Below are 16,505 nucleotides of genomic sequence, written 5' to 3'. Positions count from 1 at the left end.
TAAATGAAAGCTATCGTATTAGCATGTTGCTTTATCTTCAGTATTAATTCGTTTGCTAACAATATAATTGTTAATGGTACGAGGTTTATTTACCCTGGAGATGAGAAAGAGATCACCGTACAACTTTCAAATACAGCAGAACGTCCTGCGGTTGCTCAAGCTTGGCTTGATACAGGTAATGCATCAGAAACACCTGATACGATAAAAACCCCATTTCAAATTACTCCTCCTGTTTCTCGAGTAGAAGCAAAGGGTGGTCAAAATTTACGCATAAAGTTAATGGATAAAGGGCAAATTCCCCAAGATAGGGAAAGTTTATGGTGGCTTAATATTCTAGATATTCCACCTACTGTAAAAGGCAAAGATGGGGAAATGCAGAATGTTTTACAGCTAGCAATTCGTTCTCGTTTTAAGTTTTTTTACCGGCCTGTTGGGCTAGGTAGCCGAGAATTAGCTCCTGAACAGTTAGTTATCAAAACAAATGGTAAGAATATTGTTATTGAAAATCCAACACCTTTTTATATTACGGTCACAAAAATATCCACCGATGGAAAGGTTGGCCTTACAGATAAAACTGTTTTAATAGAACCCAAAAATCAAACATTAGTTGAATTAAAGCAGGCAATTAAGTCTGGCAGTAAGGTTGTTGTTAACAATATTAATGACTATGGTTCAGATGTTGCGGTGACTCTAACTGCAAAATAGGAATATATAATGAAACAGCGAGAGTTAAACAATAAATATAGCAATACACTCTCTGTAGTCTGCTTTATTACGTCATGGATTGTTCCCGTATTCCATGCCTCAGCTGAAGAAGAAACCTATGAATTCAATAGTGGCTTTATTATGGGAAGTAAAGACAACGTTGATTTAGACCGTTTTAATGCGACAGGGATTAGTCCAGGAAAGTATTCAGTTGATGTATATACGAATAATGATTGGAAAGGGCGTTACGAACTTAATTTTGAAGAACAAAAAAATAAACAATTAGGGGTTTGTTATACCCGAGAGTTACTTTCAAACTTAGGTATTGATACTGAAAAATTTAATCCATCAATTGATAAAAACAGTGCTACTTGTCTGCCGTTGGATGAGTGGAACAGCGACAAAGAAGTTAAAGATATATTTCATACGTCGACACTACGTTTAGATATTTCTGTACCGCAAATTTACGAACAAAAAATTTCTCGGGGTTATGTTTCTTCGCAATTTTGGGAAACAGGAATTCCTGCATTAAATATTGGCTATATGGCTAATTACTATGATAGCCATATCAGTGGAAACCAAGGTTCAAATAGCTCTAGCGCCTATTTAGGCGTTAATGCTGGCTTAAGTTATGATGGTTGGCTATTGAAACATATAGGGAATTTGGGTTGGCAACGTTCTACAGGTTCTGAATGGAATAGCAATCAAACTTATCTGCAAAGGCCCATTGCCGCACTAAAATCAAAAGCGACTATTGGGCAGTTTTATACGGATGGTAATTTATTCGATAGTATTGGCTTAAGAGGGGCTAAGCTAACAACGGATGACAATATGTATCCAGATGGGATGACAACTTATGCGCCTGAAATTCGGGGGATCGCTCAAAGTAATGCCTTAGTGACGATTCGGCAAAATGGCAATATTATTTATCAAACAACCGTGTCTCCTGGGCCATTTAGTTTGAATGATGTTTACCCATCGGGTTATGGTAATGATTTGAATGTTACAGTAAAAGAGGCTGATGGTAGCGAGACTAATTTTAGTGTGCCGTATTCTTCGTTAGCACAATTATTACGTCCAGGGTTTACGCGTTACCAAATAGCGGGCGGTAAATCTGATTCTGAAAATTTAAGAAATCGTCCTTTTGTTATGCAAGCGACTCTTCAGCATGGGATTAATAATACATTTACCCTTTATGGTGGGGTCACTGCTTTTGATGATTACCAAGCTTATTTGTTAGGAAGTGGTATTAATACTGGGATTGGTGCGGTTGCAATTGATGTAACGCAATCTCGCATTGTATTTAATCATCGTACAGATTATGGGCAAAGTTATCGTTTTACATTTAATAAGTTATTCACTGAAACAGACACTAATCTTGTGTTAGCAGCATATCGATATTCAACGAAAGATTATTACAATATTAATAATGCACTTTATGCTATTGATAACGATAAACGTGGCGTTGTCGATACATTAGGGCGTGAAAAAAATGGTTTCAGTTACACTATTAACCAAAATTTACCTGAAGGTTACGGTGGAATTTATTTCATGGGGCGTATTTCAAGTTATTGGGATAAGTCAGGAACAGAAAAACAATATCAACTAAGTTACAACAATAGCATCAATCGCCTTTCATATGGTTTGTCATTTATGAGGGTATATACACAAAATAGCCATGATAAAAAAGATGACAGGCTCGGTGTGAACTTGAGCATTCCTCTTTATTGGGGAGAGAATCAGGTGTCCACCTTAACGTCTAATACTACATTTAATAATGAAAAGTTCGGAAGTAGCCAAATAGGTACCAGTGGTACGTTTGACCGTGATAATAATTGGACATACGGAATCAATACCTCAGTTGCAAATGGTGGTACGAAAAATATCGGTCTTAATACTAGCTACCGTACATCGTCGGTCAATACAAATGCGAATTACAGCCAAGGTGAAGGTTATCGCCAATATGGTGTAGGCGCAAATGGGTCATTAGTTTTGCACTCCGGTGGAATAACGCTAACGCCGAATAATGCAACCACAATTGCATTGATTGAGGCGAAAGACGCAGAAGGTGCATCAGTGGTAGGGGCGATGGGGACGACAATTGATAGTCATGGTTATGCTATTGCGCCTTATGTAAGAGCTTATCGCACTAATAAAATCGAAATTGACCCGAAAGGCAGTTCTGAAGATATTATTTTTGAAAATATGTCATCACAGATAGTTCCTTATGAAGGTAGTGTCGTTAAGGTTAAATTTGGTACTAAGATTGAAAAAAATGTGGTTTATAACGTTAAAAGATCTAATAACAAACCACTACCATTTGGCGCTAATGTGACAGACCAAAAAGGTGAGGCAATCGGTATTGTTGGGCAAGGTGGTATGGTGTTCATTAGCAGTGAAATTGCAACTAATGCCATTATTACGTGGGATAAAGGTCAATGTACATTCTCATTAGCTGCAGGAAATAGTAAGGAAGTTCTATGTCAATAAAAAATCAATGGTTTTGGTATATTGGGGTAGGGTTACTATTTACCGCAAATGGCGTATCTGCAAATAATGGGCGCCCTGGATACATCTATATGAATAGTTGCGAAAGAACAAGTCAGCCGGCATATAGAGTAGATATGAGACTTGGAAAAATTGTTGTAGATCCTAACCTTCCGGTTGGGAGTGTAATTAAAACACAAGATTATTCAATGAATACTAACCAAACCTACCTCTGGTGTCGTGGAAAGGTGAATATTGAGGCTGAAGTGGTCATACCTGATTTACGCGATATTGGTGGGAAAGTTTACCAAACGAATGTTGAAGGTATTGGTTTAAAATTCCACCGTTCATCGGGTCGGCAGCATTCTATGACTTACCCAAGTACTTTTCCTACAAATGTGGGATATTATAGTACCCCAATGTCATTAAATGATTCTACTTTTACGCTAAGTATAATAAAAACGGCTAAATATACAGGAACCGGAACACTAGCAAGTGGTATTTATACCACTTATGGATATAAACCTAATAACAGTCCAATCTTAGTTAGTTATTTAGATGCAAATGCTATTACTATCGTTTCTCCATCCTGCCAAGTGACAAGTGGTGAAAATCAAAATGTAATGTTAGACCCTATAAAACGAGTTCAATTAACAGCGAGAGACCAACCTGCAGGTGAAAAAGATTTTACCATAAAGTTGAAATGTAGTGGCGGTACTAGTTTTACAGGTAAGACTAATATTGATGTTACTTTTAGCGGGATAAAAGCGACAGGGACTCAAGTAAATGGTGTTTTAGCAAACCAAAGTACCAATAGCCCAGCAAAAGGAATTGGTGTTCAAGTTATAGAACGAAAAGATAAAAGCCCAATCAATTTTGGCCGCCCATATCGTGTAGCATCATTAAATAATAATGATACAAAAGATATCGATATAGAACTTACCGCTCGTTATTTTCAATATGAAGACAGAACTTCACCCGGTGAAGTTTATGCTCAAATGCGCTTTGATATTACATATGATTAATTATTAAAAGTATTTTATTTAATAATAAAGGCTGATTTTATATTTAGAGTCAGCCTTTATTTTATATTAAAAATGATAATTCGTAGTTATTATAGAAGACTTATTTCAAATCAACAATTATGCTTTCAGCAACATACTGTCGTTCTTTATTGATATGTTCGGATTCATCATTTTTTTCATTTTTTAATCCACTCGTATAACCTTGGAAAAACCATTCAATGGGGCAATTTAGCGCTTCAGCGATATCAACTAAATGATTGATAGGTATTTTATTAATTCCATTTTCATAACGTGAGATTTGCTGTTGACTTAAATTTAATTTATTAGCTAAATTAGCTCCAGATAGACCGAGTTCTTTTCTCCGGTTTTTTATTTTAATACCAATTATAGTATGAATGTCCATATGACATCCTCAATTTATATGAAGGGTTATTATTTAATGCACTTAATTAAAATTACATTTGATAGTATATTAAAAACTAAAGTGTTTTAAAAGATTTAAAGAACATAAATATGATGAAAATCGCGATTTAGAGCTTTAAACATTAATAAATAATAACATTGTTTATAGTAAGGGATTATAACGAAAATAAGTAAAATAGCTAATGCAAGAATTCATCAAACTAAGATTGTTAAAATAAGAATTAATATTAACAAATTTAAATGGATACTTAAAATTTAATGGTTATAAAAAATGGTTAATTATTTTCTTTGTTTTCAGTTAGTTGCTTTCTTTTTGGGATGTGTGAGATTGAAAATGTAAAGTTAAATCATGAGAATAAATGTTAATTTTTTGTTTTTATTGGTTGGCGGAGTTATTATTTGAATAATTAAAGATGACTAATAAATCAATAATATTTATTAGCTATCAAATAAGTTGATTTAAATAAAGCTATAAACATCTTAAATGATTACTTTTGAAAAAGGATCATGATTAGCATCTTTATTCCATATATACTCCATTTTAAGCGCAATATTATTTGCAATGTCTCGGTTATAAAAATCGCAGATAATCTGTAATGACATATCAATACCTGCGCTAATGCCAGATGAGGTATAAAACTTATTATCATGAACCCATCTTGCTTTAGATTGCCATAATACTCGGTCATTGAGTTAAGTTACCCACTGATAAGCGAGCTTATTTGTTGTAGCCTTAAAGCCGTTTAAAAGGGACGTTTGAGCAAGAAGTGCGGAACCAGTACAAACTGAAATGACAGTTTCCGCATACTCGACCTGTTTTTTCAGCCACTGAATATAATCATCATTCTGCGATAATGAGCGAGTACCTTGCCCTCCAGGTATCAAAATATATTGATAGAATGGGGTAAGTATAGGGCGTGTATTGACTGTAACCCCTTGAGAGCTAGTCATTGCCTTTCCTGAAGGTGATATAAATTCAATTTGGCAATGTTCTAAGCGGCCAAATACTTCAACAGGCCCCATAACATCAAGGGTTTCAAAATTATCAAAAGGATAATTGCGATGGAATTTAGCTGCATATTTTTTTCAGGAGTAGCCATTATTAAACGTATTTTGCCATGATCTGTATTTCATTATTGGGATTTTGTGCACTCTATTACATTTATTTTTCCTTGCGCTAAACAAAATTTTACAAGCGTGATAAGACATAAATGTAAGCACTCAAGTATACTGTATAAACCTATTGTAACTTTTATTATCAAATTAGTGAGGTTAACAATGAAATTATATATTTATGACCACTGTCCGTTTTGTGTCAGAGCAAGAATGATTTTTGGTTTAAAAAAGTTAGCAGTAGAGCAAATCGTTTTATTCGATGATGATATAGAAACACCGACAAAAATGATTGGTCGAAAAATGTTACCTATTTTACAAAAAGATGATGGAAGCTATTTACCTGAAAGTTTAGATATTGTTCATTATGTTGATAGTATTAATGAACCTAAATATGCAAAAGGGAGTATTGCTCCTGAAATAGAGACTTGGTCTAAAACGGTTTCGGCGGTGGTATATAAGCTTGTAACACCACGCTTTACTCAAACGGATTTTCCCGAAATCAGTACAGCGGAAGCTAGAGCAGCATATATAAGCAGAACATCAAAATCTTACGGCGACTTAAATGAGCTTAAAAAAGAAACACATACGTTGCTAGTTGAATTAGAGCCGCAATTATCTTTATTAGATGCGTGGTTAGAAACACGGAGCGAAGATATTGATATTAATGATTTTATTATTTTTCCAACCTTACGCAGTTTGAGTATTGTTGAGCACTTATCATTTAGCACAAACATTCGGAATTATATGGAGCGAATTGCAAAATCTACGAATATTAACTTGCTATTTGATAAGGCTAAATAGCTTACTTGGTTGCCAGTTTAGTGGGTTTTGTTAAATGCCAACCGCCTCTAAAAGAGGCAGGTTGTGCAGGATAATCCATTAATGGACGTAGTCACGTAGTGTATAAACTAATTTGTAATGACCCTGAATTAATATTAGCTGATTGTTTTTTAAAGAAATAACAGCGCCATCAGACAGTACTCGGTTTATCATTGAATCCCATTTAGATAAATCTTCATCAACACATTCGAGTTCCGTTCTAGTTAAGTTTTTTACAGTAATTTTTGTGTTTTTGATATCGCCAAACCCGTTAAAATCATTACACATTGATGCAGAAACAAACATTTTCTCGCCAAAAGAAAGGGAAGGAGCTGTTTGCTTACTGTTAATGGCCTTACCATTCACTTCAGTGAGAATAAAACGATGATGCATTAATTTATTTTCAAGTGCTTGGTCATCATTTTTCGCATTGACTTGATGAGTTTGGCAAGCAGCTAGCAATAAACCCAAAATTGTAAGTGGAATTAGGCGTTTCATAGTTCCAGACCCAACTATGCGTCAACAACATTAGGGCAAATTTCCCCACAACTTATTTGACGGATATTATTAAGCGTAGTTTGACTGATGCTTGTTAATGCTTCTTCCGTTAAAAAAGCTTGATGCCCTGTAAACAATACGTTGTGGCAAGAGGAAAGCCGACGAAAAACATCATCTTGTATGACATCATTAGATTTATCTTCGAAAAATAAATCGCGCTCATTTTCATATACATCCATACCTAAAGCGCCAATTTTCTGCGATTTTAGTGCATTAATTGCCGCAACAGAATCGACTAATGCGCCTCGGCTTGTATTGATGATCATGACTCCATTTTTCATCTTCTTGAAGGCATTTTCATCGAGTAAGTGATGATTTTCTGGTGTTAATGGACAATGAAGAGAAATAATATCTGATTGCTCATATAAAGTATCTAAGTCAACATATTCAGCACCCAAATCTAAAACAGCTTGGTTCGGGTAGGGGTCATGTGCGAGTAAACGCATTCCGAATCCCTTTAAAATACGTAGTGTTGCTTGACCAATTTTTCCTGTGCCGATAATACCCGCAGTGCGGTTATGCATATTAAAGCCTGTTAATCCCTCGAGAGAGAAATTTGCATCTCGAGTACGCTGGTACGCACGGTGGATCCTGCGATTAAGACATAGCATCATACCAACAGCATGTTCGGCGACAGCTTCAGGAGAATAAGCGGGCACGCGGACAACCTGAATACCTAATTCTTTAGCTGCTTGTAAATCAACGTTGTTAAAGCCAGCACAACGTAAAGCTAAAATTCGAATATTTAGTGCGGCAAGCTCTTCCAAAACAGCGCGATTAGCTTCGTCGTTAACGAAAATACAGATGGCATCGGCACCAACCGCATTTTTAGCGGTTTGAACCGTCAATGGAAAATCAAAATATTCAATACTAAAATTAAATCCAGAATTTTGATTAACTTGTTCCATGTGCTTGCGGTCATACTGTTTGGTACTATAAGAAACAATTTTCATCATAAAGACTCCAATTTTTAGGAACCAATTAGAAAAGAGTAGGTAAAAAGGTGTACCTACAAAATATAAACTCAGAATAAGGCAATTAAGTTTGTAAATCACCTATAAATTAAGAAAATAGGTATCTGTTTACGATTGAATGTGGTTTATCTTTGTTAGTATCACGTTTAATAAGAAAATTTTGCTGAAAATTATCACGTGCGCTATAGAACAATTCGAACAAGGGACGCAGTAATGCAGTTAATAAAAAGAGCATTCAGAACATTACTCTACTTTTTGGGTGGAAGCGCTGCTCTCTTAATACTCTTATGGATAACGATATCCCACTGGGTGCCAGTTGTCGCATCGCACTATCTTCCTAAGCCACTTAAACTTTCATTTTCAGAACCAAGAATTAGTTATGGTCAATTGGATATAGCAAGTATCAGTATAACAGCAAACAATTGCACTTTGGTTCAATTGAATAGCACAAGGTTTTCTGTCTTTCCCTTGCATGCTATTGTGGATGGTCTTGATGTTAAAACTGAATGTTTAAGTGCTCTTGAGCCAACTAATGAAACAGTTAATGACCCGATTAATATTGCAGAGTTTATCGATAATCTCCCTGTTTTTTCATTAGTTATAAATAATACCAATATACAACCATGGAGTGATTACCAAGGTAGTATCTGGTTGCGTAAAAATCAGGTTAACTCTCTACAGTTTGATTTTAGAGGGGATAATTTAAGATTATCATCTTTAATTACGGCTGAGCATCAATTGGTTATTAAAGATTTCTCTGCGTACCTACCAGAACAAAAGCAAACAATAGAGTTATTTGGTGATGTTCAATTGCCATTAATGGCTAATCAATTTCCCGAAAAGGGGGAATTGAATGCTTACTTTAAGTTAATCAACCCAGAAAAATTTTTACTGGCTGAATTTGGTTGGGTGAATGGCCAAGGGGTATTAACGGTCAAGGATACAGAAACACAAGAAGAATTACTTTATCTACCATGGGCGCTAACACCATCTAACATACAGATATCTCAAGGAAAATGGCAATGGAAAGAAGCAGATATTCCTTTGCAGGGGGGAGTTAATTTTCAAGTCGATAACTGGGATAAAACGTTAAGTGAAATGGTTTTCTCAGGGCGTGTCAATATGCTTACACAAGCGAAGAAAGGTAAAGCTAATATTGTTTTAACACTGCCAGCCACTCAAATAGACTTACTCGATACGAATATTAATTTTAGTTTAAATGGCCAAGTTAAATATGATGACATGGTGCTGGATATTAATTTACCCGCTAAGCTTTCAGGTCAGCTAGCAGCCCCAAAAATTTCTTTTTTATCCAGTTCATTATTAAGAGCTTATGGCCGCCTTTCTGAAACACTTGTTCTGAATGAAGTTAGATTACCACTCGCGGGAACATCATTAAGTGAAGATGGTATTTCAGGGCGTTTACAAGCTATCCTTAAGGTTAAAGAACAGTACTGGGGAGATTTCGACATTCATTTGGATGGTAAAGCCAATAAGTTTGCTTTAGATAAGGGAAAATGGTTTTGGAATTATTGGGGAAATACCAATTTGCCTTCATTATCAGCTAATTGGGATATTAAGGGTAATGGGAGTTGGCAGGACACTTTAATCACATTAAATAGCTTAAATACAGGGTTTGACCAAATACAATATGGGCTCTTATCGATGAGAGCTCCACGCTTACAGCTAAGTAAGCCATTGGTTTGGCAGCGTGATCAGAATAAAGCCAATTTTAATGGAAAATTACAGCTTACCAGTGAACGGATGCAATTCGGTACTGAAAGTTATCTGCCAAGGATCACATTAAACGCAGATCTTAGTGGAAAATCTCCTGCTGAATTTCAACTTAAAGGCGATTTAAGTACTAAAGATGTAGGGCCAATAGTCATTTTTGGGCGCTGGGACGGTGAAAGATTAAGAGGGGAAGCTCGTTGGCCTGAACAGTCGGTCACGGCTTTTCAAACGTTAATTCCTGCTGACCTTGGTATTGAATTAAAACAAGGAAAATTATTTTCTCAAGCCGCTTTTTCAATAACGCCGGAAGATGGTTTTATTGCAGGAGGACACTGGCGCGTAGAGAATACTAGTCTTTGGTTAAAAGATGGCGAATTATCAGGATTAGATTTTGTTTTACCGTGGCGTTTAAAACAAAGTACTTGGACTTTGGGCGCTAAAGCACCTGTTGAGTTGCGTATTAAGCAGCTCAATAATTTATTCGAATTAACTGATATTAAAGCAGATCTCTCTGGTTCTTATCCGCCAACGGAAAATTCGCCATTAAAACTGACTAATGTAGGCTTTAAAACATTAGGGGGTGAAATATCGATGGATTTACTGCGTTGGCCACAAACTCAAGCCGCTACGATAAAATTAAGGCAGATTGAACTTAGCCAGTTATTTACCATACTAAGAGTGTCGCAATTTGCTGTTTCCGGTAAAGTTAATGGTGAATTACCTTTTTATTTAAATAACCCAGAATGGATAGTTAAAGATGGATGGTTAGAAAATAGTGGGCCATTAACATTACGATTAGATCCCCAATTTGTTGATTCTATCCGAGAAGATAATATATCTGCAGGTTCCGCAATGGGGTGGTTACAATATTTGGAAATAAAACGCAGCCGTACAGATGTTAATGTTACAAATTTAGGGATGTTAAAGATGACAACAATCCTTGAAGGGTATAACACGCAAGAAAAGAAAAAACGTGAAGTTCATTTGCATTATCAACATGAAGAAAATATCTTTCAATTATGGCGTAGTTTACGATTTGGTAGCTCTTTAGAAGAGTGGTTGGAAAAAAATTTATAATGAGCATAAGAATGAACGTGAAAATATTAAAATTCACTACAGCTATATCGATCGCATTGTTGTTATCAGCTTGCTTGCGAGTTGAGGTCGCAACACCGGATAAGCCCATCAATATTAATATGAATGTAAAAATTGAACATGAAATCCAAATAAAAGCGGATAGGCAAGTAGAAGAATTATTGAAAGAAAATAGTGATTTGTTCGGTGAGGTAAATCCTAAATGAGTCGAATTATCAAGGTACTAGCACTATGTTCATTATTGACTGCTTTTCAGACGATAGCAATTACGGTTGATGAAGCCAAAGAAACAGGCCTATTAGGGGAAACACTGTCGGGCTATTTAGCTCCGATTAATACGAGTAACCAGGAGGCAACTAAGCTAGCAGCACAAATTAACCAAGAACGAGAAAAAAGATACAGCGAAATTGCTGCAAAAAATAACCTAAAAACAAATGAGGTCGCTAGGATAGCAGGGCAAAAACTCGTAGAACGGGCAAGTCCTGGGGAGTTTGTGCGTGGCATTAATGGCCAATGGTTACAAAAGAAATAAAAAGCGCACTCAGAAAGTGCGCAAAATATAACAATGGTAGCTTTGGGTTTTAATAATATATGACTTAAAAAGACTATATCTTAAGCGATAATAGTATTTATATGGTTTTGTGCTTGTTGATGTGCTCGTTCAACGGACTCTTGGCCTAACGATGTTCCTTCAGCAAAAACGAACTCAACGTCTGTAATGCCAATGAAATCTAAAAATAATGTTAAATAAGGCACCATGGTATCTGTTGGTGTACCTTTATAGATACCACCTCGACTCGTTAATACATAGGCACGCTTGTCTTTTAATAAGCCAACAGAACCTTGTTCTGTATATTTAAACGTGTGCCCTGAGCGAGCGATAAAGTCGAAGTAATGTTTTAAATGAGAAGAAATCGTAAAGTTATACATTGGAGCTGTAATAACAATCACATCGTGAGCTTTAATTTCATCAATCAACGTATTTGACAGGTCTAAATGTGCTTGTTGTTGTTCTGTTTTCGTGTCACTCGGGCTAAAAGCTGCTAAAATTTCACCGTCAATCGCTGGAATTGGCTCTTTGACTAAATCTCGTACAGTTACTGTATCTGCTGAGTGTTTTTCCTGCCATTGTTGAATAAAGTAATCTGCCATTTTATTGCTTTGTGAATAGTCAGCCAGAATACTTGATTTCAATAGTAATACTTTACTCATGTGTTCCTCTATTTTTAGGTAAAACTTTATTGGTAATGATACGTAAGGTGTAACTGATTGATAGGAAAAAAATTAGATAGCCTTCTTCAAAAAAATTGATGGTATTTTTATGTGATAATAACAATTAAAAATAAAAACGAAATTTAGCCCTTACAAATTGCGAAGTGGATTGGCTAGCGTGTATTGAAATTTATTAAAGATAAGGATTTAACAGGTGAAATCCATTCTGACAGCATTAACCGCTGATATTGGACAAACTTCATTACGTGACCAATGGTTACTAAAGAAAAGAGTGCAAGGTATTGCAAAGATCCAGAACGAAAAATCGCGCTCTGCGGTACTTGACGCTATTAAAATAGATATTGAAAAGGCCAAACAAAAAGTTGAAATTAAACGATTAAATGTGCCTAAAATTGTGTATCCGGATAATTTACCCGTCAGCCAGAAAAAAGAGGTTATTTTAGATGCCATTAAAAAGCATCAAGTAGTTATTGTTGCAGGTGAAACGGGCTCCGGAAAGACCACCCAAATTCCAAAAATTTGTCTAGAACTTGGCAGAGGGGTCCTAGGATTTATAGGCCACACTCAGCCAAGACGTTTAGCCGCACGCTCAGTCGCGACACGTCTTGCTCAAGAACTTGAATGTGAATTAGGTTCAAATGTTGGCTATAAAGTGCGATTTAGTGACCAAGTGAGTGAAACAACTCAAGTCAAATTGATGACTGATGGTATCTTGCTTGCGGAACTACAAAATGACAAATTGCTGTTGCAATATGACACTATTATCATCGATGAAGCTCACGAAAGAAGCCTCAATATCGACTTTATTTTAGGTTATTTACGTCAATTATTACCAAGACGCCCTGATTTAAAAGTTATTATTACATCAGCAACTATTGACCCAGAACGTTTTTCGAAACACTTTAATCATGCTCCGATTGTTGAAGTGTCTGGCCGTACCTATCCGGTTGAAGTCCGTTATCGTCCTATTATGGGAGATCAGAACGATAGCGACCGTGACCAAATAGATGGGATTATAGATGCAGTAAATGAGCTATCTGTTGAAGGTAATGGCGATATATTGATTTTTATGAGTGGTGAGCGGGAAATTCGTGATACCGCAGATGCGTTATCAAAACTTTCTTTACGTCATACTGAAATCTTACCATTATTCGCAAGGCTTTCTAATAGTGAGCAAAATCGCATCTTTCATCCTCATGGAGGACGTCGGATCATTCTTGCAACAAACGTAGCAGAAACATCATTAACTGTACCTGGTATCAAATATGTCATTGATACCGGTTATGCACGTATTAGTCGTTATAGTTACCGTACAAAAGTACAGCGTCTCCCTGTTGAAGCTATCTCTCAGGCTTCCGCTAATCAACGTAAAGGGCGCTGTGGCCGTGTTTCCGATGGGATTTGTATTCGTTTATATTCAGAAGATGACTTTCTATCACGCCCAGAGTTTACAGACCCTGAAATTTTACGGACGAATTTAGCATCAGTTATATTACAAATGACTTCTATTGGTCTTGGTGATATTTCTGCATTTCCATTTGTAGAGGCTCCAGATAAACGTAATATCCAAGATGGTGTGAAATTACTGGAAGAGCTAGGTGCAATTAAGTCCCACAAACAGGCAGATAAAGGCTATCAATTGACAGATACAGGTCGGCAGCTAGCTCAGCTTCCTGTTGACCCAAGACTTGCTCGGATGGTGATTGAAGCACGTAAACATGGTGCAGTACGTGAGACAATGGTGATTGTTTCTGCATTATCAATTCAAGATCCGCGGGAGAGACCGTTAGATAAACAGCAAGCTGCTGATGAAAAACATCGCCGTTTCCATGATAAGCAATCAGATTTCTTAGCCTTTTTAAATCTTTGGGATTACTTAAAAGAACAACAAACGCAGCTTTCTAACGCCCAATTTAGAAAAATGTGCCGCCAAGATTTTCTCAATTATTTACGTATTCGAGAGTGGCAAGATTTATATACTCAGCTGAGGCAAGTGGTAAAAGAGCAAGGTTTTGCAATTAATAGTTCTGAGGCTGATTTTCGAAGTATTCACGTTTCGCTATTGGCTGGGTTACTTTCACATATTGGTCAAAAAGATGCCGATAAACACGAATTCACTGGGGCTAGAAATGCACGTTTTACTATTTTCCCAGGTTCGGGGTTGTTTAAAAAACCACCAAAATGGACAATGGTTGCGGAACTTGTTGAAACATCGAAATTATGGGGAAGAATTGCCGCATCCATCGATGTTGAGTGGGTTGAACCCTTAGCTGAACATTTAACTAAACATAGTTATAGTGAGCCTCATTGGTCAAAATCTGAAGGCGCGGTAATGGCATCCGAAAAAGTGACTCTATATGGGCTACCTATTGTTGCGTCAAGGCAGGTTAACTATGGGAATATTGACCCATTACTATGCCGTGAGTTATTCATTCGTCACGCTTTGGTTGAAGGGGATTGGGTCACTCGCCACGCATTCTTTAAAGAAAATCTGAAATTATTATCAGAAGTAGAGGATTTGGAGCATAAATCACGTCGACGTGACATTTTAGTTGATGATGAAACATTATTTGCATTTTATGACCAACGTATCCCGAATGATGTGATTTCTTCCCGTCATTTTGATAATTGGTGGAAAACAGCATCTAAGCAACAATCTGACCTGTTAAGCTTTGAAAAAAGTATGCTGATTAAAGAGGATGCCAGCAATGTTTCGGCACTTGATTACCCTAACTATTGGCATCAAGGAGATTTAAAATTTCGGTTGAGTTACCAATTTGAACCTGGAACTGATGCTGATGGTGTGACGGTACATATACCTCTTGCTGTATTAAATCAGGTTCAGAATATTGGCTTTGATTGGCAAGTTCCTGGGCTGCGTCATGAGCTAATCGTTGCTTTAATTAAATCACTACCTAAACCTATTAGACGAAATTTTGTCCCTGCACCTAATTATGCTTCTGCATTTTTAGAACGAGTGCCAGAGCCTGAAGGCAGCGTATTGGATAAACTTGAACGTGAATTACGCCGTATGACAGGTGTCACTGTTGAACGTGAATCATGGCAATTAGCGCAGCTTCCAGCCCATTTAAAAATGACGTATCGTGTTGTGGGTGACAAAAATAAAACCGTTGCGGAAGGGCAAAATCTTGATGAGCTAAAAAATAGCTTAAAAGAAAAAGTGCAAGAAACGTTATCTGAAGTTGTGGATGACGGTATTGAGCAACACGGGTTACATATTTGGAGTTTTGGCGAATTACCTCAACGTTATGAGCAAAAAAGAGGCGGATATTCCGTTAAAGCTTATCCTGCGTTAGTCGATGAGAAAAATAGCGTTGGTATCAAGGTATTTGAAACCGAATTGGAACAACAGCAAGCAATGTGGGCCGGAGTGCGTCGGTTATTGCTGTTAAACATTCCATCGCCAATTAAATATCTACATGAAAAATTACCAAATAAATCAAAATTAGGTCTGTATTTTAACCCTTATGGTAAGGTATTAGAGTTAATTGATGACTGTATTGCTTGTGGCGTCGACCAAATAATTGCTGATTTTGGTGGTGCGGTATGGGATGAAGTGCAGTTTGAAAAACTGAAAGAGTTTGCACGTGCAGAATTAAATGATGTGGTTGTTAATATTGCTAAGCAAGTTGAACAAATATTAACAGCGGTGTTTGCTATCAATAAACGTCTAAAAGGGCGGGTTGATTTTTCGATGGCGATAGCGTTATCGGATATAAAAACACAAATGTCGAATTTGGTATTTAAAGGCTTTGTGACCACTCATGGTTGGAAGCGCTTACCTGATATTCTTCGTTATTTAAATGGAATAGAGCGGAGATTAGAAAAATTAGCGATTGACCCTAACCGAGATCGTGCTCAAATGAGTAAGGTAGAGCATGTTCAGAATATGTGGCAACAATGGCTAGCTAAATTATCTCCAATTCAGAGAAATATGCCAGAAGTTCAAGAAATTCGTTGGATGATTGAAGAATTGCGAGTTAGCTTGTTTGCCCAACAGCTTGGAACACCATACCCAATTTCGGATAAACGCATTATGCAGTTGATGGAACACTTATCACAACAGCTGTAAGAACTATTATTTTTTACTCATTGGCGCTTCACATATTGTTTATGTGAAGCGTTTTTTATTTTAGTTAATCTTGGCTTATTTAGTTACAACATACTAAAGGAAATTAAAAATATAAACTTTCGAGTTCGTACAACAGTCATTTTCACTAAAATAAGAGAGCGAAAAATAGTGAAAGAGGTGGGGGTAATAGAAAATTATTGGGCTATTAAGCGACCAGGGACTAGGATTTTGCAGCAGATTAGG

The 16,505-nt window shown here is 36.6% G+C and carries 12 protein-coding genes and 1 pseudogene; 8 read left to right on the top strand and 5 right to left on the bottom strand.

Going from position 1 to position 16,505, the window contains the following annotated elements; genetic code table 11:
• Positions 1-3 precede the first annotated feature (3 nt).
• Genes ACU696_RS13490 through ACU696_RS13480 form a run of 3 tightly spaced genes read left to right on the top strand, consistent with a single transcriptional unit; the run spans position 4 to position 4,217 of the window.
• Positions 4-705 carry a fimbrial biogenesis chaperone gene (locus tag ACU696_RS13490; protein ID WP_102140365.1) on the top strand — a complete coding sequence of 234 codons (702 nt, stop codon included), beginning with the start codon at positions 4-6 and terminating at the stop codon, positions 703-705.
• A 9-nt stretch (positions 706-714) separates the two neighbouring features.
• Positions 715-3,195 (top strand): fimbria/pilus outer membrane usher protein, encoded by a 2,481-nt coding sequence (locus ACU696_RS13485; RefSeq protein WP_123381995.1) that lies wholly within the window; start codon positions 715-717, stop codon positions 3,193-3,195.
• Complete coding sequence (locus tag ACU696_RS13480; RefSeq protein ID WP_447343127.1) at positions 3,186-4,217, top strand: fimbrial protein; 1,032 nt, start codon at positions 3,186-3,188, stop codon at positions 4,215-4,217. The genes ACU696_RS13485 and ACU696_RS13480 overlap by 10 nt, the downstream gene beginning before the upstream one ends.
• A 100-nt stretch (positions 4,218-4,317) precedes the next feature.
• Here ACU696_RS13480 and ACU696_RS13475 read toward each other — a convergent pair whose 3' ends face one another.
• Together ACU696_RS13475 and ACU696_RS13470 are read right to left on the bottom strand one after the other, a co-directional pair.
• Positions 4,318-4,620: a helix-turn-helix domain-containing protein gene (locus ACU696_RS13475; RefSeq protein ID WP_109912175.1), complete on the bottom strand. Its 303-nt coding sequence runs from the start codon at positions 4,618-4,620 to the stop codon at positions 4,318-4,320.
• 713 nt (positions 4,621-5,333) lie between these two features.
• Positions 5,334-5,678 (bottom strand): annotated as a pseudogene (locus ACU696_RS13470) (DJ-1/PfpI family protein); the annotation flags it as partial.
• 240 nt (positions 5,679-5,918) lie between these two features.
• On the opposite strand from ACU696_RS13470, the gene grxB reads away from it, so the two are divergent.
• Complete coding sequence (grxB, locus tag ACU696_RS13465) at positions 5,919-6,557, top strand: glutaredoxin 2 (protein ID WP_004910754.1); 639 nt, start codon at positions 5,919-5,921, stop codon at positions 6,555-6,557.
• 78 nt (positions 6,558-6,635) lie between these two features.
• Here the strand turns inward: grxB and ACU696_RS13460 are convergent, their stop codons facing one another.
• Together ACU696_RS13460 and ACU696_RS13455 are read right to left on the bottom strand one after the other, a co-directional pair.
• Entirely contained in the window at positions 6,636-7,073 is a 438-nt protein-coding gene (locus ACU696_RS13460) for an META domain-containing protein (protein ID WP_109912177.1), read from the bottom strand.
• Between the two features lie 14 nt (positions 7,074-7,087).
• Positions 7,088-8,086, bottom strand: coding sequence for a 2-hydroxyacid dehydrogenase (locus tag ACU696_RS13455; RefSeq protein WP_209101652.1), 999 nt, complete (start codon positions 8,084-8,086; stop codon positions 7,088-7,090).
• Between the two features lie 234 nt (positions 8,087-8,320).
• Here ACU696_RS13455 and ACU696_RS13450 point away from each other — a divergent pair, with 234 nt between their 5' ends.
• From ACU696_RS13450 to ACU696_RS13440, 3 genes are read left to right on the top strand one after another with little or no spacing between them, the layout of a single operon-like run.
• Positions 8,321-10,918 carry a YdbH family protein gene (locus ACU696_RS13450; RefSeq protein WP_447343126.1) on the top strand — a complete coding sequence of 866 codons (2,598 nt, stop codon included), beginning with the start codon at positions 8,321-8,323 and terminating at the stop codon, positions 10,916-10,918.
• Positions 10,919-10,929: 11 nt separating this feature from the next.
• Complete coding sequence (locus ACU696_RS13445) at positions 10,930-11,142, top strand: YnbE family lipoprotein (protein WP_102140371.1); 213 nt, start codon at positions 10,930-10,932, stop codon at positions 11,140-11,142.
• Entirely contained in the window at positions 11,139-11,468 is a 330-nt protein-coding gene (locus ACU696_RS13440) for a YdbL family protein (RefSeq protein ID WP_004910759.1), read from the top strand. The genes ACU696_RS13445 and ACU696_RS13440 overlap by 4 nt, the downstream gene beginning before the upstream one ends.
• Before the next feature lie 80 nt (positions 11,469-11,548).
• Here ACU696_RS13440 and ACU696_RS13435 read toward each other — a convergent pair whose 3' ends face one another.
• A complete protein-coding gene (locus tag ACU696_RS13435; protein ID WP_196723383.1) occupies positions 11,549-12,148 on the bottom strand; it encodes an FMN-dependent NADH-azoreductase in 600 nt (199 codons plus the stop codon).
• A gap of 214 nt (positions 12,149-12,362) precedes the next feature.
• Here ACU696_RS13435 and hrpA point away from each other — a divergent pair, with 214 nt between their 5' ends.
• The gene (hrpA, locus tag ACU696_RS13430) at positions 12,363-16,262 is read left to right on the top strand and encodes an ATP-dependent RNA helicase HrpA (protein WP_109912178.1); all 3,900 of its coding nucleotides are present in this window, start codon (positions 12,363-12,365) and stop codon (positions 16,260-16,262) included.
• Positions 16,263-16,505: the final 243 nt, after the last annotated feature.

Source organism: Providencia sp. PROV_01, from assembly GCF_053098325.1.
Note: the sequence above shows the minus strand (reverse complement) of the source record. Positions and strands in the feature narration are given on the sequence as shown.